The following is a 22,103-nucleotide window of genomic DNA, read 5'->3' as shown; positions in this document are numbered from 1 at the left end:
TGGTGAGTACCGCCGCCGTCGCGATGGCCGCATCCACCGCGTTGCCACCCTGTTGCAGGATCGACAGCCCCGCCTGCGTGGCCAGCGGTTGCGATGTGGCAACGACATTGTCGGCCAACACTGGGGACCGGCGTGAGGGATAGATCGGTTCATGACGCAGGCGCATCATCGCCTCCTGTTTTTCAAGTTATCGGGGCCGAATCCCGCTCGTCAGAAGCTTTCGGCGATCCCGCTGAAGGGCGCATTGCCGAAACGTCAGTGCAAGGTGACGGGGGGCTCATGGATTGCCTCCTTTATTCGCACCCGAAGCAGTCTTCTTCAATGCCATAGTCGATTTTGGCAGGGGTGATTGAAGGTCGATCCCCGATCTCTTAACCAGATAACCAGATCAATCGCGGCGCCGATGGGCATAAGCCGCGCCAAGGTCGCACATCGGCAAGAGGAGAACGGGATATGTCGGATGATTTCGTCACACTGTTGGGCACCAAGGGCGGCCCTGCGATCCGGCCCGGTTCTTCCATGCCCACCTCCAATCTGCTGCACCTCGGGGGGGAAACCATCGTGGTGGACTGCGGGCTGGGGGTGACGAAAGCGCTGGTCGACCAGGGGATGGAGCTGAAGAACCTGTCGCTTATATTTATCAGCCATCTGCACTCCGACCATTACCTCGAACTCGGACCCTTGATGCACACTGCATGGACGGCGGGCTTGAAAACCCCGGTCGCGATCTGGGGTCCGGCAGGTCTGGATCTTTACTGGGAAGGGTTCCTTGCGTCGATGAAGGCCGACATCAATCTGCGGATCGAGGATGAAGGGCGGCCCGACCTGCGGCAGCTGGTTACGCTGCATGTGATCGACGAGGGCGAGGTGATGCGGAAGGGAAAGGTCAGCGTCTCTGCGTTGCGGGTGGAACACCCCCCGCTCATCGATTGCTTTGCCCTTTCCTTTCGAACAGCGGAACGTCACGTGGTCTTTTCCGGGGACACAGCGCCGCTGGACAGCATGGCGCAATTCGCCCGGGGCGTGGACCTGCTCATCCACGAAGCGATGCTGGAAGCCGCGCTGCCTGCCCTGATGGCGCGGGTCGGGAACGGATCCGAGAAGCTGATGGAACATTTCCTGCGCTCCCACAGCTTCGCCCACGACGTGGGCCGCATTGCAAGCGACGCGAACGTCGGACGGCTGGCGTTATCGCACCTCATACCCTCCGACGATCCCGACTACACCGAAGACGACTGGCACCGCGCAATGGCGGACCATTGGGATGGTCCGCTCATCATCGGGCGGGACGGGCTGCGGATCGACCTCTGAGCCGCGCCCTACCGGATGAACCTGTCCCAGGTGTCAAAGCTGGTATGAACCGGGCCGCGCGGAATGCTCAGCCCCATCAGCAGCGCGCCTGAGACGATGGCGAATACAAGCTGCCAGATGCCGGCCTCCGTCATGAAAGGCGCAAAGATCATCACAAGCCCCAGAAGGACATTCAGGAACCGGCCCAAACGTGCCACCGGCGCCAGTGCCGCGACCGTCACGGTAATCGCCAGTGCGCCCACGATGTGGCTTGTGGCCGACATGCCCCCCGCCTGCCAGCCAAAAAGCAGCGGCGACAGCATCAAGGCAACACCCAGCGCCATGAGCGCCCAGAAGTTCCACGGGAAGGTCATTCCCCCATATATCATCTCCTTGACGATGACCGGCGGGCTCCGCTCGAAATCGTCTACGATGTCGTTGTCGGGTCCTTCATCCGTATCCCCGAAGAAAAAGACGCGTATCCACGGATGCCCCGCCGCGTGCCGGCGTCTCAGGAACTGGTAGGTCGCCACCAGTTCATCCAGCGAATAGGGGATTTGCCAGACCATCGCCGCGGCGGCGATCAGCGCCAGCGTCGAATAGGTTCCGATGACGATGGGCTGGATCACGATGAAGAAGATCGACACCGCGCCAAGCGGCACGATCATGATCCCGAAAAGCACCACCAGCCAAGGCATGGTGCGCCAGCGGCGGGAAGATCCGATGATGCCCACGAGGATCTCAAGCGCATAGGTCAGCGCGCCGATCCCGGCGTCGGGCACCGGCCAGGCCTCGGATACCTCCGAGGTGATGATCTGTTCTGTGCCGTTCTTGCCGGGAACGGTGCCTGCAAAGAAGGGCTCCCACACGCTGTCCACGGTGCCCAGTTGATAGGCGGTGAGGTAGCGCGAAATCAAAAGGCCAACGACAGCCAGCATGATCACGGGAAGCCGCTGGAACCAGTCCGACGGGGAATAATCCCACCCCTTGGGGATGGTCGGCCCTGTCCGCGCGGCGACGGGCGAGACGCCGGGAGTGGGCCGCAGGCAAAGCGCGAAACCCACCGCGAGCATCCCGACCAGCGTCGCGTTGAGATAGGCGGCGCCGTTCTCGGTCCACAAGACGAGGGGGGAGAACATGACCCAACACCCCGTGGCTGCCGCCGCAAATCGCGCCCATGTCATGCGCCACGAGAGCGACAGCAATCCGAAGACCAGCAGGGCAAATCCCGCACCGAGATCGCTGAGGATCATGCCCGCGCTGTCATATCCAAGCAGCGGCGGAGAGGTCATTAGCCAGATGCCCAGACCGGCGTTGGCCCATGCCCCCCAGATGTTCTGCCGATGCTCCTGCCGGTAAATACGTTCATGTTCGCTGCGCAGTTTTTCCGGATCGTCGACCCGTTCATCCGCCGCTTCGAGCCAGTTCGGCGGCGTGATCCCGTTGGCGCGGTACCATTCCAGCGGATCGTCCTTGAGCGCCTCGATCAGAACCGGCAGATCCTTTGCGATACGATGCTGTGGCTCCCAGTCCAGCAGGTGCCGCGCCTTGGAGATGTCGAGCGCATAATGATCGCTGGCCATATCGATCATGAAGGCGCGGATGAAAGGTTTCTCCCCCTGATCGAAGGCGTCGGGCACCACGGGTTCCGCACTGGTTTCAAGGGCCGCGCCCGCCTTGGCCACGGGGGCAGGCAGGTTCAGGGTGCGCCAGTGATCCTCTCCGTGGATCAACTGCCCGATCCGGTCCTGCAAAGCGCCATAGCCCATGGCGTCAGGTTCACCCGCCAGCAGCACCGTGCCCGGCTCCAGCGCGTCGCGCCGTTCGATGACGCGTTCGAAAAGGTCGAGCATGTCGTCGATATGAATAAAGGATTGGCCCGCCTTCATGTCGCCGGAAAAAGTATGGCTCTTGAAATCTCGTTCGTAGATGCGCGCGATCTGGTGGGACAGCGTAGGCACTGCGGTCTGGTCAGAGTAAAGCCCGGCGAGGTGTAGGAACACGGTGGAAATATCCCCCGCTTCTTCGCGGATGACCTCTTCTGTCCGCGCTTTCGACTTCGGGTAGGCCCAGCCGGGGGCGAACGGGGTCTCTTCGTCGATGCGTTCGCCGGGAACGCCGGGTTCATGCACCAGCATCGTGCCGGAATAGACAAGCTGCTCCACCGGGATATCCTGCAGGGCGCGAAGCAGGTTGCGGCTGCCTTCCTCATTGATCCTTTCGTATTGCGGCCGCTCTTCGCCCGAAAAGTCGAAATATGCCGCAAGATGCACCACCGAAGCAAAGCGCCCCCCTGCCCGTTTCGCCGCCCGTTGGACCGCGTCCTCGACTGAGGCACGATCGGTAATGTCGCAGCCGAACATGTCGGGACCATCGGTGTTGTCGGGCAGATCGATGCCAAGCACATGGTAGCGGTCAGCGAGCCGTTCGGTCAGCTTTCTGCCGATATTGCCTGCAGCACCCGTGATCAATATCGCCGGTTTTTCGTTGGACTTCATGCTTTCTCCAGTGGGCCAGTCTGTGGCCCAACGCGAAGCGGCGCGATATGTTTCTGAGCATAGGCCAGGGGGCTATCTGACCCCCGGGGCTGGTTGAGCAAATACTGAAGCCCGAACCGAAGGGAGATAGAAGTTGGACGATACCATTACCCTGCCCGGCCTGCGTGCGCCTGCCAGCATTTCCATCGACACATGGGGCATGGCACATATCCGCGCTGAAAATACCCGCGATGCCTTCTTTCTGCAGGGCCTCAACGCTGCGCGCGATCGGCTGTGGCAGATCGACCTTTGGCGCAAACGCGGGCTGGGGCTGCTGGCCGCCGATTTCGGCCCCGGCTACCTGATGCAGGACCGGGCCGCGCGGCTTTTTCTTTATCGGGGGGACATGGCCGCCGAATGGGCCGCCTATGGATCCGATGCAGAAGAGATCTGCACCGCCTTCGCCGAAGGCATCAATGCCGCGATCGCCTTGGTCGAAGCGGGCGATTGGCCGCTGCCGCCGGAATTTGCAGAAATGGGCACACGCCCTGCCCGTTGGCAGGCGGAGGATGTCGTGCGCATCCGCACGCATTGCCTTGCGCGGAACGCTACGTCTGAACTGGCGCGTCTGCAGGTGCAGGCGCTGGCGGATCCCGAAACGGACCTGCTTCGTGTGCCGCTGTCGCCGCCCGTGCCGGATAGCGAGTGGGCGACGATGACGGATAAATCCCTGCCCCCCGATGTGCTCGCGGTCTACGAACTGGCGACCGCCCCCGTGACATTCCAGCGAGAACGATTGGAAGCGTCGCTGGAGGATGCCCCGCTCTGGTCATCGGTGGACGTCCGCAAGACCGTGCAGCGCGGCGTGCCTTCAATGGAAGGGTCCAACAATTGGGCCATTTCAGGCGAGTTGACCGACACGGGCCGCCCTGTCATGGCGAGCGACCCGCACCGGCTCCATGCCGCGCCTTCGCTGCGCTACATGGTTCATCTGAGCGCCCCGGGCATGGACCTCATCGGTGCGGGGGAACCCTCTTCCCCCGGCATCATGGCCGGGCATAACGGAACGGCGGCCTTCAGCCTGACGATCTTCTGCGCGGATCAGGAGGACGTGATGGTCTATGACGTGACGGACGATGGCCGCGCCTATCGCTATGGCGAGGGCACGGAAGCTTTCACCCGGGTGGAGGAGACTTTTGCCGTGAAGGGCGCCGCGGCGCAGACCCTTACGCTCGAATTCAGCCGTCATGGGCCTGTGGTTTATAAAGAGGGTGATACGGCGGTCGCGGTCCGCACGGTCTTCGCCGATCCGGGCAGCGCGCCGTATATGGCCAGCCTCAAATCCATGCGCGCAACGACGATGCAAGGGTTTCGCAGCGCGCTGACCACATGGGGTGCCCCCTCGGTAAACATGGTCTATGCCGATACGGCAGGCGATATTTGCTGGCAGGCTGCGGCCTATGTGCCGCGTCGCACCGGCTGGCGGGGCCTGGCACCCGTCCCCGGCGATGGAACTCGCGAATGGACAGGTTATATGACGGCGGCGGATCTGCCGGCGATCGAAAACCCCGGGCGGGGCTTTGTGCATTCGGCCAACGAAATGAACCTGCCCCCCGCGTGGGACCACGACAGCAATCCCGTCGGGTACGAGTGGTTCGAAGACGGCCGCGCCGACCGAATCGCCGAGGTTATCGCGCAGGGCGGCGCATCCGATGTCGCGAGCAACTGCGCGCTGCAATGCGATACCTTCTCTGCCCTTGCGGTTGAGTTGTGTGCCTTGCTGCCCCCCGATGCCCCGGCGCAGGCACGGGAATTGTTACAGGGTTGGAACGGTCACGCAGCCCCCGATTCCGCCGGGGCGCTGCTGTACGAGATCTGGCTTTCGGAGCATTTGCGCCCCGCACTTCTGACGTCAGTCGCGGGGGATACTGCCCTGCGCGGATTGCTGGGGCCCGGCAACATTCCCGAAGTCGTCCGGCTGCTGCGCGGCGACCGCCCTGGCCTCGCGCATCGGTGCGGGCTGGATCGTGACACGCTGCTGCGCGACACGCTGGAACATGCGTGGGAGGATACCACTGACCGCTTTGGCGAAGACCCGGCGCGCTGGCGGTGGGGAGACCTGCATAAAGGCTATTTCGATCATGCCTTTACCCCGCTCGGTGGGGCGCATGACGTAGGGCCGATTGCCACCGGCGGGTCCAGCGCGACGGTGATGATGGGGCATTACGAAGCCGCCGACTACCGCGTGCGCAACGGCGCTTCGGTTCGCATGGTGATCGACGTGGGCGCATGGGACGAAAGCCGCTGGATCAATGCACCCGGTCAGTCGGGCCTGCCCGGAGACGCACATTACGATGATCTGGCCCCCCTCTGGGCCAAGGGTGACTACGTGCCCATGTGTTATTCCACCGCAGCGGTTGACGCGGCGACAGAGCGGCGGATAGACCTGCGCCCTGAAAGGCATTCGAAGAGTTAGGCGGAAAAGCGCCTATGCGAACCACCGCAAAACCTCATGCGTGCTTTATGCGACCTTGGTCTCATATATTTAGTTTGTCCCATACGGGATAAATGTGGCGTAACCAACACAAGGGAGACTTCCAATGGCATGGTCCAAGCCCATCATCCGCGAAATCGAGTGCGGAATGGAAATCAACATGTACGGTCCTGACAGCGAAGAAGACGCTGGCGGCGTACTGTTCTGAACATTTCGGGCGCGGAGGTTTGAGTGAGCTTCCGCGCGCGGATTCTGGGGGCAGCGGCCGGTGGCGGTTTACCCCAATGGAACTGCGGGTGCAGAAATTGCAACCTCGCACGCGCGGGTGAAATTCCGGCGCAGAGCCAATCTTCCATCGCCGTAAGCGCCGATGGGGCAGGTTGGTGCATTCTCAATGCTTCCCCCGACATTCGCCAGCAAATGGCCGATACGCCGCCCCTGCACCCCACGGGCCTGCGTGAACTGCCATTGCGCTCCGTCCTCGTGACCAATGGTGATATCGACCATGTCGCGGGGCTTTTGACCCTGCGCGAACAGCAGCCCTTTACCCTCTTTGCTACGCGCGAAATTCACCGTGTTCTCGACGAAAATCCGATGTTTTCCGCCCTGCGCCCGGACATCGTTACCCGGCGCAGTGTCGAGCTGAACGTCGGGCAGGAGATCGCCCCCGGCCTGACCGCCACGCTTTTCGCGGTACCCGGCAAAGTCCCGCTTTATCTGGAGGGGGAGACGGTCGAGACCGAGTTGGAGGGTGAGCAGACAGTCGGTGTGCATCTGCAGACAGAGAGCGAAAATATCTTCTACATCCCCGGCTGCGCCGCGATGCGCCCGGACCTCGCCCAACGGCTTGAGGGGGCGGACCTCGTTTTCTTTGACGGCACGCTCTGGCAGGATGACGAGATGGTACGCGAAGGGCTGAGCCAGAAGACCGGCAAGCGGATGGGGCATATGTCCATGTCCGGCAGCGATGGCTCCATGGCCGCGTTCAAAGGGATCGACGTGGGGCGGAAGGTCTTTGTCCATATGAACAACACCAACCCCGTGCTGCGCCCCGGTTCGGACGAACGCAGCACTGCCGAAGACGCTGGCTGGGACATCGCCCGGGACGGAATGGAGATCACGCTATGACAGCATCCCGACAGGCGTTCGAGGACCGGCTGCGCCAGATCGGCGTGGAGCGGTACCATGACAAGCACCCCTTCCACGACCTGCTGCATTCCGGCGGCTGCACACCCGATCAAGTCCGGGCATGGGTGATCAACCGCTTCTATTATCAGGCCAGCATCCCGATGAAGGATGCCGCCTTCATGAGCCGCGTGACCGACCCCGCCCTGCGCCGCGCCTGGCGATCCCGGATCGAGGATCACGACGGAACGCGGGAGAACGAGGGCGGTATCGCCCGCTGGTTGCGGCTCGCGGATGCGGTCGGGCTTGACCGGGATTACGTGGCGAGCGCCGAAGGTGTGCTGCCCGCCACCCGCTTTGCCGTCGATGCCTATGTGCGCTTCGTGCGCGACAAGACCCTGCTGGAGGCGGTCGCCGCCTCGCTCACCGAACTTTTCGCACCGAAAATACACGCCGCCCGCATCGAAGGCCTGCTTGCGAACTATGATTTCGCCGATGACAGCAGCCTGTCCTATTTCCGCAATCGCCTGAACGAAGCCCCCAAGGATGTGGCCTTTGGCCTCGCCTGGGTGCTGGACCATGCCGATACGCAGGAAAAGCAGGACATGGCCGCCGCCGCCCTGACCTTCAAGACAGATGTGCTCTGGGCCCAGCTTGACGCGTTGCACGCGGCCTACGTCACCCCTGCCCGCCGCCCGCCGGGCGCTTGGGAACCGGGCACGCATATGGCCGAAGTCCGCGCCGCGGCGTCGTAATGCCGGATAGCGCGCTGCCTGCCGAAGCGGTTCCGGTAATCCCGCGCGGGGTGCGGCTGCATCACGATCATGTGCGGGACGGATGGGTTTTGCTGGCCCCCGAACGCACGATACGACTGGATCCGATCGGACTGGCGATTCTGCGCCAGATCGACGGAACCGCCAGCCTCGGCCAGATCGTGGCCACGCTGGCAGAGGCCTACGATGCCGCCCCGGAACAGATCACCGGAGACGTGGACGCATTTCTGCAGGGCCTGATGGAACGCCGAATTCTGGAGGTACGACCGTGACAGAGACACTGACCGCCCCCGAACCCACCAAGAGCCGCCGGGGCATTCCCGCACCTATCGCCATGCTGGCGGAACTGACGCACCGCTGCCCGCTGTCCTGCCCCTATTGTTCCAACCCGCTGGAAATGGTCCGCCGCGACAGTGAGTTGTCGACCGAGACTTGGGCAGACGTCTTCCGGCAGGCCGCCGATCTCGGCGTGCTCCAACTGCACCTGTCGGGGGGCGAACCCGCAGCGCGCCGCGATCTGGTCGATCTGGTCCGCGCCGCAAGGGACGCAGGGCTATATACGAACCTCATCACCTCGGCCATCGGGTTGACGCAGAAGCGGCTCGCCGAACTGGACGAGGCGGGCCTCGATCATGTGCAACTGTCCCTGCAGGGCACCGATGCGGAAATGGCGGACCGAATCGGCGGCTATCAGGGTGGCTTCAAGCGCAAGATGCAGGCCGCCCAGTGGATCGTCGAAGCAGGCTTTCCGCTTACCCTCAACGCCGTTGTGCACCGGCAGAACCTGCACCAGTTACCCGAAGCGATCGAGATGGCCGTACAGATGAAGGCGCGCCGCATGGAAGTGGCGATCGTCCAGTTCCACGGTTGGGCCATGCTGAACCGGGGCGCGATGATGCCCACGCGCGAACAGGCGCAAGAGGCCGGGCGCATCGTGGCCGAAGCACGCGAACGGCTGAAGGGCACCATGGTCATCGACTATGTGCCGGCGGATTATCACGACGATTATCCCAAACGCTGCATGGGCGGCTGGGGGACGACGGGCCTCAACATCACGCCGGACGGGCTGGTGCTGCCCTGCCATGCCGCGCAGACGATCCCGAGCCTCACATTCGACAATGTCGCCGACAGGCCGCTTGCCGAGATCTGGTACGAAGGCGCCGCCTTTCAGGCCTATCGCGGTACGGACTGGATGCAGGAACCCTGCCGCTCCTGCGAACGGCGCACTGTCGATTTCGGCGGCTGCCGCTGTCAGGCCATGGCGCTTGCAGGCGATCCGGCGGCCACCGATCCGGTCTGCATCAAATCCCCGCTGCACCATAAGGTCGTTGAGATGGCCGAGGCATTCTCGGAGGACGAGGAAACCCCGCTGACCTACCGCGTCAACGCCTGAACGTTGCCTTCCCCGGCACGGGACAGGAAGGTGAGCAACCGGGCCTGATCGATGGGTTTCGACATCAGCTCAATGCCGCGCCTTTCGCAGCTGAGGCGCAGATCGGTCCCGCGATCGGCGGAGATCAGGCGCGCGGGCACATCGCCGTAGCGCGCACAGATCGCGCTGTGAAGCTCCAGCCCCGACATCCCCTCCCCCAGTTGATAGTCCAGCAACAGCGCATCGGGTGTCAGTTCGATCTCCGCCAGAAGGGCGAGCGCGTCCTCGCCCGTCTCCGCGTGGATGACATGCGCCCCCCAGCCTTCGATCAACAGGGTCATCGCATCGGCCAACTTGGGATCGTTTTCCACCAGAAAGACAACCAGACCATCCGGGATCACGGCGCGGAAACCGCTTGCGGGCTGCGCGAGCGGTACGGTGACCGTGCCGCCCCTGTGCATCGGAACCTCGAAAGCGAAACAGCTGCCCCGCCCCGGTTCCGACATCAGCGTAAGCGGATGGTTCAGGCTTTTGCAGGCACGCTCCACTATCGCGAGGCCAAGGCCGAGGCCCGCGTTGGACTGGGAAACGTCGATGCGCTTGAACTCCTGGAAAATCGCCGCCTGATCATCGGGGGCGATGCCGCGCCCGGTGTCATGGACCTCCACCCGGGCGATGCCGTTCCTGCGCCGCACGCCCACCAGAACCTTGCCCCGGTCGGTATAGCGTATCGCGTTGGTCACAAGGTTCTGGACGATCCGGCGCAGGTACCCCGGGTCGCTGCGCAGGACCAATCCGCAGCCGACGATTCGCAGGTCGATGCCCTTGTCCTCCGCCACCGGGGTCAGTTCGTCCCGCAGGGAATCCAGTATCCCCGAGATGCGGACATTCTGCACATCGAAGACAGCGCTGCGCGAATCGAGCTTGGAAATGTCGAGCAACGCCTCGATGATCTGTTCCACCGACGCCAGTGCCGCCTCCGCCTTCCCGGCGACGCCGCGCAGTTCCGGTTCCACGATCCGGTCGGACATGGTGGAGATAAAGAGCTTCGCCGCCGACAGCGGCTGCAGCAGGTCATGGCTGGCAGCAGCGACGAAGCGTGACTTGGACGCATTGGCGCGCTCCGCCTCTGCCAAGGCGATGCCCAGTTCCTGTGTCCGGTCGGCGACCTTGCGTTCAAGCAGTTCGTTCATCTCGGCCAGGGCACGCACCGCGGCGCGTTCCGCCGTCACATCGGTAAAGCTGATCACGAAGCCCCGGTCGGGCATTTCCTGTCCGAAGATACTGAAGGTCTGCTCTCCGTTCCGGGTCACTTCGAAGGAAATCGCCGACCGCCCCGCCGATTGGTTGGCCCACCGCTCCAGCATCGCCGCGTCGAAATCGCCGGTGAACTGAAGCTGGTCCTCCAACCGGCGCAGCAACGAAAGAAAGTGCTGGCCCATCGCCGCCTGCTGCGGCGGCAGTTCCAGCAGGTGATCCATCCGCTTGTTCCACCCGACGAGGTTCTGCTTGTCGTCGAAGATGCAGACCCCCTGATTGAGGTGATCGAGCGTCGCCTGAAGCGTCTGCGCCTGTTCGTCCCGCATCCGGTCCCGTTCGAGCCGTTCGAGGCGGATGATATCCGTCACATCGGTTTGCAGAATGACGGTGCCGCCCCGGGCGGTGCGATGTTCGCTGATCTGCAGCCAGCGGTCCCGGACAAGACTGACGTTGAAAACCACGTGATCGTCGTGGTGGCGGGCATAGCGCCCGGCGGCCCAGTTTTCCGGCGTCGAACCGGCAGGGAGGGACAGGTAGGCGCTGGCCGATACGAGCGTGACATATTCCTTGAAGGTCAGCCCCTCGTGCAGGGAGGCCTCGACATCCTGCAAATCCCGGCAGAAGCGGCTGTTGAACAGCACCAGCCTGTCGGATGTGTCGAAGAGCGCGAAGCCTTCGCTGATCGTCTCGATCGCTTCGCCAAGGTTGGCGCGCGCGGTTTCAAGCTGCGCGTTGGATTCCTGCAGAAGATCGAGCGTGCGTTCGAGGTCGGTCGTGCGCTCGCGCACCTGCACTTCGAGAAAGGCCGCCCGCTCGAACTGCGCATAGGCGATGCCGGATTGCTCGTTCTTCTGCTCCACCTTGCGCATCAGCGCCTGCGCGATGGTCAGGAGCTTTTCATTCTGGCGCTCCAGCGTGTCGGCCGGATTGATGAGGGACATCGCTAATTCCGCCCGGCTTCGGGGTTGGCGTATATCGCCACGCCGGTCATCGTGTGATTGACGTGCAGCGGCCCGATCTGTTCGCCGTAGGTGGAAAAACCGATCACCTTGTGCCGGGCGAGTATCTCGGACATCTGCCGGGTGACCTGCGTCTGCTCCGCTTCGATCCGGCGCAGAATACAGTCGCATCCGACAATATCGATGAGCTGTCCCGCCGCGTCGAGTTCCGAGAGCTTGCGCTGGAGATGGGCGGCCAGCGGTTCCGGATCGGCGAGCGTCAGCACCATGCCTTCATCGATGGCGGCAAAGAACACCAGTTCGCCCGCCTCGTTGACCTGCTGGATCGCACGGACGTGATGGCTGTTGCCGATCCGCACGACGACGGGATGAGAGGCGAAGGTGAACTGGTCGAGCTGGTCCGGGTCCTTGCCGACGATGCGGGCATATTCCCGTGCGGCAGGCTCCGCGTTGATCTCCTTGACGATGCGCCGGTCCGGGTCGGCGTCCGTCACGACCATCTGTTCTTCGCTGGGCACCAGATGATCGATGCTGAAGACATGGGTCAGGTGGTCGGTCTGGATCAGGCTGAGAACGGCGGCATTTTCGCGAATCTTGCCATTCAGCGCGACCCAGGCATGCTGAAAATCCAGCCCGTCCCCGGCCGAGCCGCCGAAGAGCGGCATATCGCGCAGGGCGGGCGCAATGGTGGCGGCAAGTGTATCCTCGCGCAGCGACATGCCGTCCACCATGAGAAAGGCAAATCCCTGACGCTTGTCCTCATGCCGTTCCTGCACGGCGACACGGTCCAGCGATACCCGGTCCAGCACGGCCTGCGTATGCTGGTCGTTCAAATCCTCGATCAGCAGGGTGCGGCTGGCGAAGTGATCCGCCGGCAGACCGATGGCGACGATCATTCCCTCTTCGTAGCCGTCCGCGCCGATCTCACCGGCAGTCGTGCAGGCCATGACATCGGTATCGGGAAAGGCGCCCTCCGCTTCGGCGATCACCTGTGGAAAATCGGCACCCGACGACACAAAGAGCGCCACGAGCGAAAGCGGACCAGGCCCCAGAGCAGCGCAAAGCTGCGCCACCGCCCCCGCATCCCGGTAGGATACCTGCGCCCGGCGCAACGCATGCGCGGTCCCCCCCTTTGATACGGAATCGTCTTTCACCGCGTCGTCTCTCCCCCCGGGCAGACTAGCGGGCTGGATCTTCTTTTGGCAATACGTGCGAGAACCGCGCGTCATGCGCGGCAAGCACCGCCTGCGTCCGGCTCTGGACACCGAGCTTGCGCATGATCGCCGTCACATGGGCCTTTACCGTGGTTTCCGCGATGGAAAGGTCATAGGCGATCTGCTTGTTCAGCTTGCCTTCGCAGATCAACTGAAGGATCCGCGACTGCTGATTGGTAAGCGAGGCAAGCCGCCCCAGCGTGCTGTCTTCTTCCTGTGCATTCGCGCTTTCAACATACCCGCAGGGTTTATAGACCTCGCCCCTGCCGATCTGTTCGATCGCATCCTTGAACACGTTGCGACGGCTGTGCTTGGGCACGAAGCCAGAGGCGCCCGCGGTGATCGCGCCGTTGATCACGGTATTGTCAGTCATCGAAGACACGATGATCACCGGTACGCCGGATACCGCGCGCTTGAGCCGGATCAATCCGTCCAACCCGTTCACGTCGGGCAGGTTCAGGTCCAGCAGGATCAATGCGGGGTGCCCTTTCTGCTCCAGCAGTGTCAGCGCGGCAGCAAGGCAATTCGCCGTTTCCACCTGCCGGTAGTCCGCCACGGAGCGCAACGTCATTTCCAGCGCGTCGCAGAACAACGGATGATCGTCGATGACCAGAGCCCACCCGGCCCCTTCGGGAGAGGTATCGCGGCTGGAGGATGAAAAGGGATGCGGCGTCATGACTCCAAGCCTAGGCGCTGGCGTTTGGGATGTCTCTTGCCAAAAGGTATTACCCCCCTTCGGAAATGAAAAAATGCGCCCCGGGGGGCGCATTTCCTGATCATGTATCGGCTTCAGCGGGAGGCGAGCTGTTCCGGCAGGCGGAACGTCCAGAGGGTGCCGCCCTGATTGAGGTAGTTGACCTTCTTGGCCACTTCACCGCCCCAGAGCGGAACGGCGCCGCCCCAGCCCGAAATTACCGTGACGAACTGTTCGCCGTCCTGCTCCCATGTGACGGGCTGTCCGACGATGCCGGAGCCGGTCTGGAAGGACCAGAGCTCTTCGCCTGTCTCATCGTCAAAGGCTATGAACTTGCCCTCTGGCGTTCCGGTAAAGACCAGCCCGCCCGCGGTAGTCATCACCCCGGCCCAGAGGGGCGCGTCGTTCTTGAATTCCCACTTCAGCTCGCCGGTGTCGGGGTCGATCGCCTTCAGGCTGCCAATGTGGTCTTCGTAGTTCGGCTTGATGGTAAAGCCGGACCCGAGGTAAGCCGCGCCCTTCTTGTAGGTGATCGGCTCGTTCCAGATATCCATGCCCCATTCGTTGGACGGGACGTAGAAGAGGCCCGTCTTGGGCGAATGCGCCATCGGCATCCAGTTCTTGCCCCCGAGGAAGGAGGGGGAGGCAAAGACGACCTCACCTTTCTTGCCGTCGGCTGCTTCGGTCGGGTCACCGGGGCGGTTTTCCTCGACGAAGATCGGGCGCCCGTTTTCGTCGATGCCGCTGGCCCAGCTGATGTCCTTCACGAAGGGCGTGGCACTGATGAAGTCGCCGGTTTCCCGGTCCAGCACGTAGAAATAGCCGTTCCGGTCCGCCGTAGCGTAGCGCTTATTCCCTTCGCGGTCGTTGTAGGCGACCACTTCGTTCACGCCATCATAGTCCCAGCCTTCGCGCGGGGTGGTCTGGAAGTGCCACTTGATCTCGCCGGTGGCGGGGTCAATCCCCAGACGCGAGGCGGCATAGAGGTTGTCGCCCTTGTTGCCTTCGGTCGGGGTGCCCGCGTCGCGCAGATGGCTGTTCCACGGTGCCGGGTTGCCGGTGCCGAAGACCAGCGTATCGGTTTCCGCGTCGTAGGAGCCGCCCAGCCATGTGGCGCCGCCGCCGGTCTTCCACATGTCACCCGGCCAGGTCGCGTTCAGCGTGCCGGTCATGGTGCTTTCTTCGCCGTTGAGCGTGCCCATGTGCCCCTCGATCACCGGGCGCGTCCAGACGAGCTCACCGGTTTCGGCGTCACGTGCCTGCACTTCGCCGACGATGCCGAACTCACCACCAGAGTTGCCGGTGATGATCAGGCCATCCACGATCAGCGGCGCGGCGGTATAGCTGTAACCGGCCTTGTAGTCCGCGATCTTCTTGTTCCAGACAACGTCGCCGGTATCCTTGTTCAGCGCCACGATCCGGGCATCCAGCGTCCCGAAGTAGACATTGTCGCCGAAGATGGCGGCACCGCGGTTCACCACGTCACAGCAGGGCAGGATCCCTTCGGGAAGCCGGGCATCATATTGCCACAGCTCTTCCCCTGTCTTGGCGTCGATCGCATAGAGCCGCGAATAGGAGCCGGTGATATACATGACGCCGTCGTGGATGATGGGCTGGGTTTCCTGCCCGCGCTGCTTCTCGCCACCAAGGCTGAAGGCCCATGCGGGAACGAGGTTGTCCACGTTTTCCTTGTTGAGCGTATCCAGCGGTGAATGGCGCTGCAGATGGCGGCCCATACCGTTTGTCAGTACATCGCCCGTCGATGCGGTGTCATTGGCAAGGTCCGCTTCGGTGACGGCGGTCAGCCCCGGCCCGGCGGCCAGCAGCGCAGCCGTGACCGCAATGATAAATCTGTTCATGTCGTTTCCTCCCGTTGTGTTCTTCCCGGTGCCACGCGGTATTCGACGTGTCCGATCCGACCCGCCCGCAGTATTCGATGAAAGCCTGCACAGGGATATTGAACCTTGGTCGTACCGCCCCGCGCGCAGGCCGCGACCTTTGTCGCAGAGCGCGTTTTGCCTTACCTGCCTATGCTTGCAGGGGGAGGACGCCATGAAACGACATATCACCTTGCACGGTCTCGCGCTTTGCTGCGTCGGCGCGTTTGCTGGCGTTTCACCTGTGGCGGCTGAACAGACGCGCGGCGTTTTCCTGCAGGAAGCAGACGGGACGCGCCTACGGATCGGCACGCTGAACGTAGCCCAAGACGGGAATTACACGCTTCGAATGGCCGAAGAACCCTTCACGGATCATTTCCTGTCGATGCGTCCGTTCCGCTGCCTCGAAGGGGCGGAAAAGACATGGTGTCACGTCCCCTATCCTTACGCGATCCGCCGCAACATCGCCGAGGCCACGACCGATCTCGAATATGACCTGCTGTTCTTGTGGAAGGACCGGACGGATTACGGGATCGATATGTGGAACGGCCTCTACTACCGGATCGAACCGGAGGGCGAAGGCTTTCGCGGCACATTGCATGAGATGGATATGGACCTGCTCTCAGCACCGCCCCCGGAGGGGGAAATGCGGCCCCTGCGGGATCAGGACATCATCGAAACGGACCCTGACAGCCACTGGCTTCCGGCGTTGATCATCGAATAAGGCCCGGGCGCTTCAGAACAGCGGCGCGTATTTCCAGTTGTCCGCGTCGGGCGTGACCTCATCCGGGTCATAGCCCGCGTCCTGAAGGCGCTTCGCAATCTCCAGACCATCCGCCGCTGCAGCATCGACGTAACGCCGGCCCAGGGCTTCGTCCTGCGAGACCCCATGACCGCGCAACAGGTCCAGCCCGTAGTTGAACCGCCCGACCGGGTCCCCGGCCTCCGCCGCGCGGCGGTCCCATTCGGCGGCGGCATCGGGGTTGTATTCACCGCCCAAGCCATTGTTGTCCAACTGGCTCATCCACGTCATCGTACCGGTATAGCCGTCCCGCGCGCAGGCCTCGAAAATCGTGCGGGCCGCGGCGTGATCGCCGGATTTCGTCAGCATGTAGCCGCTCGCGCAGAGCGTCATGCTCGTCTCCCCCCGCTTTGCCTTGTCGATCTGGCTTTGCCACGTCAATTCGTCGGGGTTGAGCGTGCCGTATTGCCCCGGCTCTTCGGCAGCGAGCGGGGCGGCGGCAAGGCAGAAAATCACAGCGATATGTTTCATGCCTTGCATCCTAGCATGAAAACACCCCCTCGGCTGCACTCCTATGGTCGCATATACTCAGACACCGCGCCGCGCGCCGCCGCTGCGGGCCGGATCATAGCCCCAAAGCGCCAGGGCGGTGAAAACGCCCGTGGCCAGCAGCGTCCAGCCCAGAGCGGCGATATTCCATTCCAGATAAAGCGCGAAGCGGACCAGTTCGACGGCATGGGTGAAGGGATTGAGAAGGGAAATAGTGTAAAGCAGTTCCGAGCTTTCGGCCATTTTCCACAAGGGATAGAGCGCGGAGGACAGGAAAAACATCGGGAAGATGACGAAGTTCATCACACCTGCGAAGTTTTCCAACTGGCGAACGAAGCTCGACAGCAAGAGCCCCAGCGCCCCCAGCATCAGCCCCGCGACGATCAGCGCAGGCAGCACCGTGACGTAACCGAGCGGCGGGGCCTGCACCCCGAAAAACGCGGCGATGATCAGAAAGGCATAGACCTGCAGGATCGAAATGACCGTGGAGCCTGCCAGCTTCGAAAAGAGCAGCCACCAACGCGGCAGCGGACTGGTGAGCAAAAGCTTCATCGAACCCATTTCCCGGTCGTAGACTAGGGAAAGCGAGGATTGCATCCCGTTGAACAGCAGGATCATCCCGCAGAGCCCCGGCACGATGTAGGTTTCATAGGTGATATAGGTCTCATACGGGGGGATGATGCTGATCCCAAGCGCGGCGCGGAAACCGGCTGCGAATACCAGCAGCCAGACCAGCGGACGGACCAGAGCGGCAATGAACCGTTCGCGCTGATGCACGAACCGCAAGGCCTCTCGCAGCACAATGGCACGGAGCGAAGTGAGATAGGGCTTCATGCTTCGGCACGCGTCAGGTGAAGGAAACGGTCCGACAGGCCCGCTTCGCCCGCAATCTCGCGGGCCTGCCCGTCGGCGATGACCCGCCCCCGGTGCAGGATCACGAGCCGGTCGTCGGGGCGCACCTCGTCCGTCAGGTGGGTGGCCCAAAGCACGGTAATCCCCTCCTCCGCCAGATCATGCACATGATCGGTGATCGCACGGCGGGCCGCGGCGTCGAGACCCACGGTCGGCTCATCCAGCAGCAGGACCGAAGGCGCATGCAGCAATGCGCGGGCGATTTCCGTCCGGCGCCGGTGGCCGCCGTTCAGGGCGCGCGCCTTTTCATCCGCCCGCGCCGTCATATCGAGCCGGTCGAGCGCGGCATCGGTCGCCCGGTCGGCATCCTGCCCCGACAGGCCATGCAGCGCCGCGAAATACCGCAGGTTCTGTCGCACCGTCAGGTCGAGGTCCAGCGTGGTCTGCTGAAAGACGATCCCAAGCCGGGCCAGCGCCTTGCGCGGTTCGCGCGAAAGGTCGAACCCCGCGATCTCGATATGCCCTTCACCCGCCACCAGAAGCCGCGTCATCAACGCGAACAGCGTCGATTTGCCTGCACCGTTGGGCCCCAGAAGCGCACAGAACCGTCCCGGCGCCACGGCAAAGCCCACGTCGTCCAGCGCCTTGCGCGGACCATAGGCATGCGACAAGCCCGAAACGGTCAGCCCGCTCATTTGATGGTGATCTCTACCCGCTGGGTGTCGCCCGTCGTTCCCGGGACGTGAAGGGAATACTGGCCCGGCCGGATCGCGACGAAGCCGATTTCCATCGTTCCCGCCTCATCGAATTCCACGCTGTCGAGGCCGAGCGGCCGGATCTCCAGCCCTTCGATCACGATCTCGTCGATCCAGATCGCCCGGAGAAAGGGCGCACCCACCAGCGCCAGTTCCTGAGACCCGTCAGAGGTAATCTCCACCTCATAATACCCACCAGAACGAAGCTCCCACGGCGCGTCCGACAGCGGCTCACCGGCCGACAGGGTCAGTGGCGGAAGATCGGTCTTGTTGCTGCCCGACAGCAGGCCCGCGATCCCGAAATCGGGGCGGGCTGTGTCCTCATCGGCCAGCACAGGTGTCGGCAGCGGCAGGGCCAGAAACACAGCGGCGCATATGCCGCGGGGCAAGTTCACTTTCATCGGATACCTCTTTTCGCTGCGATGACTATCACGGGGTCGGGCGGAAAGCAGCACCCCAGGGGAACCGGCCCACCTTGATCGATTTTCTGGCCTCGCGTTTCGCCACGTCGATCACGGTGACATCGCCGGAGACGCCGTTGGTTGTGAACAAAAGGCTGCGGTCGGCATTGAACGCCATATGCCAGACCCGCCGCCCCACGAGGATATAATCCTCCACCTCGTAGGTTTGGGCGTTGACCACGGCCACGTGGTTCGACGGCCCAAGCGCCACAAAGGCCAGCCTGTCACCTTCGGTGAATTCGAAACCGACAGGCTGCACGCGGTCGGGATGTACGCCCTTCACGTCGAAGGTGATCTTGTGCAGTTCCTGTTGCGTCGTCACGTCGAAGACGGTGATCGTGCCGCCGATTTCACTGCTCACCCACAATTCCGTCCCGTCCTTCGCAAATTCCGCGTGGCGCGGGCGGCTGTCCACCAGCGTGTTGGCAAAGAGCGTATGGCTTTCGGTGTCGATCCAATGGGCCATGTTGGTCGTTTCGGACGTGGTGATCGCGATCTTCCCATCGGGGGAAACGGCCATTCCTTCAGGTTCAACGCCCACGTCGATCTGGGCCACGACCTTGCGCGTCTGCGTGTCCACCACCGTGGTGATCGCGTCGTCCTCATTGGCGATGTAAAGGTGCCGGTCATCGGGGTGGAGCACGAATTGCTCCGGGTCTTCGCCCGACGGCAGGTCATGCAGTATCTCGCCCGTTTCCGGGTCCATGACCTGCACCGCGTCGCTGTCCGACGCGCAGATGTAGACACGGGAATAATCCTTCGAAAAGATGATCCCGCGCGGTCGCTCACCCGTCGGATAACTGCGCACGACCTCCAGCGTATCGGTATCGATCACGCTGACGGTATCGTCCTTTTCATTGGTCACCCATATTTCATCCGCAAGGGCAGGCCCCGTCAGAGAGGCTCCGCAAAGGAGCGCGGCGGTCAGCTTGTTCATTCGAAGGCCTCGCATTTGCTTTCGGGCTCATCCAGCCCGAGGGTATCCAGTTCGTTGACGCGGTGCAGGAACCCTTCCAGCGGCGCCTGCGCCACCATCGCGCGCGGGTGGACCACGGCGATGGGTTGGCGCAACTGTCCGTTCCAGCTTCGGTAGGTCATCGGACGACCCTTGAAGCCCGCCAGTTCGAAAGTCTCCGACAGGATATAGCCCCGCAGGCTGGCGGGATCGCTGCTGTCCAGACGGGTCACAGCCTCCCCCAGGGTGCGCACCGCCGCCCAGGCGGCATAGTCGCGCGGCATCATTGCCCGGCCCGCTGCCTTGGTGAACCGGCTCTGCAACTGCGCAGCACCCCATTGTTCCATCACGGGGCTCCACGCCACGGCGCTCAGCCCTTCCGATCCGACCACGGGCCGGGCCTGCCATGTGTTGTAAAGAATGTAGCGCCCGAAATCGCCCAGTTCATCGGCCACGATCAGCGCGTCGTAATCGCCGAAATCCTGTGTAAAGAGCGGCACTTCCTGTGCCGCGTTGCGCCGCATGTCGGCGTCGAAGGCCCAGGTCTTTTCGTCTGAGAGCTTCAGACCGAACTTGGTGAGCGAGCGGCGCAAAGCCTCGACATAGGCGAGATCCTCGGGATGGGTTCCCGCGATCAATACAAGGTCCGTCCAGCGTTTCTGCATGAGCACCTGCGCCAGCGCATCCGTGCGCATCGCATCCGAAGGCAGGCTGTGCAGCAGGTTGGCGCGGCAATTTTCACTGCGCAGCGCAGTCTCGCCCGAAGAGGCGTTGAAAAGCAGCGCGCCCTGCGCCTCCTTCAGATCCGCGATGGCGAGTTGGGTCCGTCCGGGCGCGTCCAGCAGCACAAAGGGCGTTTGCGCCAGCATGGCCTTTGCCGCGGCAATCGCGTCGCCCCCCTCGGGCACGCGATCCTCTATCAGGGTATAGGTCTGGCCCAGAAACCGCCCCGTTGTCGCGTTGTCTTCCAACCCGGTGCGGGCCCCGGCGAGGCCCAGATCCTCCGGTACAGGGTCAAGGTTGGACAGGACCGGCGGACGTGGCGTATCGACCTTGAGATAGCCGATCTTCATCACGGTTTCGGCCTGCGCACCAGCCGCCAGCAGCATCCCGAGAACCGTGGCCAGCCAGCTGTTAAAGAACCGATTACGCAAGATATTCCCCCCTTTTCGAAAGCTATACACCCCGCCCCATGCTGTCGAATAGGACTTTCGTCCATCCCGACGACCAAGGTCTTATATCTGGCCGCCGAGGCGCATGCTAAATCCGGTCCCGTCACGGGTTGAGGGAGGAACGACATGACCGGAACGACAGGCAGATTGACCATCGGGGCCGCGCTTTTGGGCGCCAGCGTCACCGTCGCCATGGCCGCCGGGCTTCCCTTGGGCATATCGCCGGTGGATACCGGGAACCTGCCGCACACCGGCGACGAATGGCTGACGGAAAACCCCTACCGCGCCGACAAGGTGGGCGAGGAAACCTGGAAGGAAGCGATCGAGATCGGCGCCTCCGGCTACAACCAGAATTGCGCGCGCTGCCACGGGTTGGAGGCGATCTCCGGCGGGTTGGCGCCCGATCTGCGGTTCCTCGAAGCGGAAGAATATGGCGACGAATGGTATGTGGAGCGCTTCCGCGAAGGCTATACCCAGAATGGCGTGACCAAGATGCCCGCCTTCGGCGAAACACTGGGGCAGGACGCAGCATGGGCGATCCGCACCTACATCGAAACACGCCCCGATCAGGAGGCCATGGATGCCGTTTCGGATGAGCTGAAGGCGATCCGCGACCAGCTTGCCGGCTATGCCGGCGACGATACCGGTGCGGACCCCGATGCCATCATCGCGCGGTTGCACGAGTTGGGCGACGGCATCGAAACGCTTTCGGGCGCGCCGGTGGCGGATTCAATCGCCCTTCGCGCCGCCGAGCGGATCGACGGCACCAAGGCAAGCTACGACCGCGCGGCAGAGATCCTCACGATCGGATTGTCGGCCGCCGAATAACATGCGTCTCGCTTTCATCACCCTTTCCCTGCTTGCGGGCCTCTCCCTTGCCGGACAGGCCCGTGCCGCGGACCCCTGCGCGGGATATATCCCGCAGCCAAAACCCCAGAACACGGGCCGGGACGAGGTGGGCCAGGATCTCGATACGATCGTGGAGCAGGGCCACATGCGCTTTGCCGTCTACGAAGACTATCCGCCCTACAGCTGGGAAGAGGCCGGCAAACCAAGGGGCGTGGATGTAGAGATCGCGGCGC

At 63.0% G+C, this 22,103-nt stretch carries 20 protein-coding genes and 2 pseudogenes; 10 read left to right on the top strand and 12 right to left on the bottom strand.

Annotated elements, in window-relative coordinates; all coding sequences use genetic code 11:
• A pseudogene (locus tag A3728_RS22845) lies at positions 1 to 166 on the bottom strand (gamma-glutamyltransferase); the annotation flags it as partial.
• A gap of 287 nt (positions 167 to 453) precedes the next feature.
• Between A3728_RS22845 and A3728_RS15000 the strand changes: the two are divergent.
• Positions 454 to 1,311, top strand: coding sequence for an MBL fold metallo-hydrolase (locus tag A3728_RS15000; protein ID WP_067925325.1), 858 nt, complete (start codon positions 454 to 456; stop codon positions 1,309 to 1,311).
• 8 nt (positions 1,312 to 1,319) lie between these two features.
• Here A3728_RS15000 and A3728_RS14995 read toward each other — a convergent pair whose 3' ends face one another.
• A complete protein-coding gene (locus A3728_RS14995) occupies positions 1,320 to 3,788 on the bottom strand; it encodes an NAD-dependent epimerase/dehydratase family protein (protein ID WP_067925322.1) in 2,469 nt (822 codons plus the stop codon).
• A 133-nt stretch (positions 3,789 to 3,921) separates the two neighbouring features.
• Between A3728_RS14995 and A3728_RS14990 the strand changes: the two genes are divergently transcribed.
• From A3728_RS14990 to pqqE, 6 genes are all read left to right on the top strand, one after another.
• Entirely contained in the window at positions 3,922 to 6,243 is a 2,322-nt protein-coding gene (locus tag A3728_RS14990) for a penicillin acylase family protein (protein WP_067925319.1), read from the top strand.
• A 124-nt stretch (positions 6,244 to 6,367) separates the two neighbouring features.
• Entirely contained in the window at positions 6,368 to 6,469 is a 102-nt protein-coding gene (gene pqqA / locus A3728_RS14985; RefSeq protein WP_067925316.1) for a pyrroloquinoline quinone precursor peptide PqqA, read from the top strand.
• A 23-nt stretch (positions 6,470 to 6,492) separates the two neighbouring features.
• A complete protein-coding gene (gene pqqB, locus A3728_RS14980; RefSeq protein ID WP_067925313.1) occupies positions 6,493 to 7,389 on the top strand; it encodes a pyrroloquinoline quinone biosynthesis protein PqqB in 897 nt (298 codons plus the stop codon).
• Positions 7,386 to 8,141: a pyrroloquinoline-quinone synthase PqqC gene (gene pqqC / locus A3728_RS14975; protein ID WP_067925310.1), complete on the top strand. Its 756-nt coding sequence runs from the start codon at positions 7,386 to 7,388 to the stop codon at positions 8,139 to 8,141. Before pqqB ends, pqqC begins: the two co-directional genes overlap by 4 nt.
• Positions 8,141 to 8,431: a pyrroloquinoline quinone biosynthesis peptide chaperone PqqD gene (gene pqqD / locus A3728_RS14970; RefSeq protein WP_067925307.1), complete on the top strand. Its 291-nt coding sequence runs from the start codon at positions 8,141 to 8,143 to the stop codon at positions 8,429 to 8,431. Before pqqC ends, pqqD begins: the two co-directional genes overlap by 1 nt.
• 62 nt (positions 8,432 to 8,493) lie before the next feature.
• Positions 8,494 to 9,552 carry a pyrroloquinoline quinone biosynthesis protein PqqE gene (gene pqqE / locus A3728_RS14965; protein WP_067925334.1) on the top strand — a complete coding sequence of 353 codons (1,059 nt, stop codon included), beginning with the start codon at positions 8,494 to 8,496 and terminating at the stop codon, positions 9,550 to 9,552.
• On the opposite strand, the gene A3728_RS14960 is transcribed toward pqqE, so the two are convergent.
• From A3728_RS14960 to A3728_RS14945, 4 genes are all read right to left on the bottom strand, one after another.
• Complete coding sequence (locus A3728_RS14960) at positions 9,534 to 11,732, bottom strand: hybrid sensor histidine kinase/response regulator (RefSeq protein ID WP_067925304.1); 2,199 nt, start codon at positions 11,730 to 11,732, stop codon at positions 9,534 to 9,536. The genes pqqE and A3728_RS14960 overlap by 19 nt on opposite strands.
• Before the next feature lie 2 nt (positions 11,733 to 11,734).
• Complete coding sequence (locus A3728_RS14955) at positions 11,735 to 12,904, bottom strand: FIST N-terminal domain-containing protein (protein ID WP_236627997.1); 1,170 nt, start codon at positions 12,902 to 12,904, stop codon at positions 11,735 to 11,737.
• A 25-nt stretch (positions 12,905 to 12,929) separates the two neighbouring features.
• Positions 12,930 to 13,640 (bottom strand): response regulator, encoded by a 711-nt coding sequence (locus A3728_RS14950; protein WP_067925301.1) that lies wholly within the window; start codon positions 13,638 to 13,640, stop codon positions 12,930 to 12,932.
• Positions 13,641 to 13,753: 113 nt separating this feature from the next.
• Positions 13,754 to 15,517, bottom strand: coding sequence for a PQQ-dependent methanol/ethanol family dehydrogenase (locus A3728_RS14945; protein ID WP_067925298.1), 1,764 nt, complete (start codon positions 15,515 to 15,517; stop codon positions 13,754 to 13,756).
• Between the two features lie 193 nt (positions 15,518 to 15,710).
• On the opposite strand from A3728_RS14945, the gene A3728_RS14940 reads away from it, so the two are divergent.
• Positions 15,711 to 16,259, top strand: a complete 549-nt coding sequence (locus A3728_RS14940; RefSeq protein ID WP_067925295.1) for a hypothetical protein — start codon at positions 15,711 to 15,713, stop codon at positions 16,257 to 16,259.
• Positions 16,260 to 16,271: 12 nt separating this feature from the next.
• On the opposite strand, the gene A3728_RS14935 is transcribed toward A3728_RS14940, so the two are convergent.
• The 6 genes from A3728_RS14935 to A3728_RS14910 are packed head-to-tail and all read right to left on the bottom strand — an operon-like array spanning position 16,272 to position 20,958.
• Positions 16,272 to 16,808 (bottom strand): tetratricopeptide repeat protein, encoded by a 537-nt coding sequence (locus A3728_RS14935; RefSeq protein WP_067925291.1) that lies wholly within the window; start codon positions 16,806 to 16,808, stop codon positions 16,272 to 16,274.
• A 57-nt stretch (positions 16,809 to 16,865) separates the two neighbouring features.
• A complete protein-coding gene (locus tag A3728_RS14930; protein ID WP_067925289.1) occupies positions 16,866 to 17,660 on the bottom strand; it encodes an ABC transporter permease in 795 nt (264 codons plus the stop codon).
• On the bottom strand, positions 17,657 to 18,373 hold the full coding sequence (locus tag A3728_RS14925) for an ABC transporter ATP-binding protein (protein ID WP_067925287.1): 717 nt from the start codon (positions 18,371 to 18,373) through the stop codon (positions 17,657 to 17,659). The genes A3728_RS14930 and A3728_RS14925 overlap by 4 nt, the downstream gene beginning before the upstream one ends.
• Entirely contained in the window at positions 18,370 to 18,834 is a 465-nt protein-coding gene (locus A3728_RS14920; protein WP_067925284.1) for a hypothetical protein, read from the bottom strand. Before A3728_RS14920 ends, A3728_RS14925 begins: the two co-directional genes overlap by 4 nt.
• Before the next feature lie 28 nt (positions 18,835 to 18,862).
• Positions 18,863 to 19,831, bottom strand: a complete 969-nt coding sequence (locus tag A3728_RS14915) for a YVTN family beta-propeller repeat protein (protein WP_067925281.1) — start codon at positions 19,829 to 19,831, stop codon at positions 18,863 to 18,865.
• Positions 19,828 to 20,958 carry an ABC transporter substrate-binding protein gene (locus tag A3728_RS14910; RefSeq protein ID WP_067925328.1) on the bottom strand — a complete coding sequence of 377 codons (1,131 nt, stop codon included), beginning with the start codon at positions 20,956 to 20,958 and terminating at the stop codon, positions 19,828 to 19,830. The genes A3728_RS14915 and A3728_RS14910 overlap by 4 nt, the downstream gene beginning before the upstream one ends.
• Positions 20,959 to 21,147: 189 nt before the next feature.
• Between A3728_RS14910 and pedF the strand changes: the two genes are divergently transcribed.
• Both pedF and A3728_RS14900 read left to right on the top strand, forming a co-directional pair.
• Positions 21,148 to 21,849: a cytochrome c-550 PedF gene (gene pedF / locus A3728_RS14905; protein ID WP_067925278.1), complete on the top strand. Its 702-nt coding sequence runs from the start codon at positions 21,148 to 21,150 to the stop codon at positions 21,847 to 21,849.
• Between the two features lies 1 nt (position 21,850).
• Positions 21,851 to 22,103, top strand: a pseudogene (locus A3728_RS14900) (amino acid ABC transporter substrate-binding protein); the annotation flags it as partial.

This window comes from Sulfitobacter sp. HI0040 (assembly GCF_001634885.1).
GTDB lineage: Bacteria > Pseudomonadota > Alphaproteobacteria > Rhodobacterales > Rhodobacteraceae > Sulfitobacter.
Note: the sequence above shows the minus strand (reverse complement) of the source record. Positions and strands in the feature narration are given on the sequence as shown.

What these genes read in the sequence shown, in the direction of transcription:
- A3728_RS15000 (WP_067925325.1), top strand. Translation starts at nt 454, where the DNA reads ATGTCGGATGATTTCGTCACACTGTTGGGCACCAAGGGCGGCCCTGCG.
- A3728_RS14995 (WP_067925322.1), bottom strand. Translation starts at nt 3,788, where the DNA reads ATGAAGTCCAACGAAAAACCGGCGATATTGATCACGGGTGCTGCAGGC.
- pqqA (WP_067925316.1), top strand. Translation starts at nt 6,368, where the DNA reads ATGGCATGGTCCAAGCCCATCATCCGCGAAATCGAGTGCGGAATGGAA.
- pqqC (WP_067925310.1), top strand. Translation starts at nt 7,386, where the DNA reads ATGACAGCATCCCGACAGGCGTTCGAGGACCGGCTGCGCCAGATCGGC.
- pqqD (WP_067925307.1), top strand. Translation starts at nt 8,141, where the DNA reads ATGCCGGATAGCGCGCTGCCTGCCGAAGCGGTTCCGGTAATCCCGCGC.
- pqqE (WP_067925334.1), top strand. Translation starts at nt 8,494, where the DNA reads ATGCTGGCGGAACTGACGCACCGCTGCCCGCTGTCCTGCCCCTATTGT.
- A3728_RS14960 (WP_067925304.1), bottom strand. Translation starts at nt 11,732, where the DNA reads ATGTCCCTCATCAATCCGGCCGACACGCTGGAGCGCCAGAATGAAAAG.
- A3728_RS14950 (WP_067925301.1), bottom strand. Translation starts at nt 13,640, where the DNA reads ATGACGCCGCATCCCTTTTCATCCTCCAGCCGCGATACCTCTCCCGAA.
- A3728_RS14945 (WP_067925298.1), bottom strand. Translation starts at nt 15,517, where the DNA reads ATGAACAGATTTATCATTGCGGTCACGGCTGCGCTGCTGGCCGCCGGG.
- A3728_RS14940 (WP_067925295.1), top strand. Translation starts at nt 15,711, where the DNA reads ATGAAACGACATATCACCTTGCACGGTCTCGCGCTTTGCTGCGTCGGC.
- A3728_RS14935 (WP_067925291.1), bottom strand. Translation starts at nt 16,808, where the DNA reads ATGAAACATATCGCTGTGATTTTCTGCCTTGCCGCCGCCCCGCTCGCT.
- A3728_RS14930 (WP_067925289.1), bottom strand. Translation starts at nt 17,660, where the DNA reads ATGAAGCCCTATCTCACTTCGCTCCGTGCCATTGTGCTGCGAGAGGCC.
- A3728_RS14925 (WP_067925287.1), bottom strand. Translation starts at nt 18,373, where the DNA reads ATGAGCGGGCTGACCGTTTCGGGCTTGTCGCATGCCTATGGTCCGCGC.
- A3728_RS14920 (WP_067925284.1), bottom strand. Translation starts at nt 18,834, where the DNA reads ATGAAAGTGAACTTGCCCCGCGGCATATGCGCCGCTGTGTTTCTGGCC.
- A3728_RS14915 (WP_067925281.1), bottom strand. Translation starts at nt 19,831, where the DNA reads ATGAACAAGCTGACCGCCGCGCTCCTTTGCGGAGCCTCTCTGACGGGG.
- A3728_RS14910 (WP_067925328.1), bottom strand. Translation starts at nt 20,958, where the DNA reads ATGCTGCTGGCGGCTGGTGCGCAGGCCGAAACCGTGATGAAGATCGGC.
- pedF (WP_067925278.1), top strand. Translation starts at nt 21,148, where the DNA reads ATGACCGGAACGACAGGCAGATTGACCATCGGGGCCGCGCTTTTGGGC.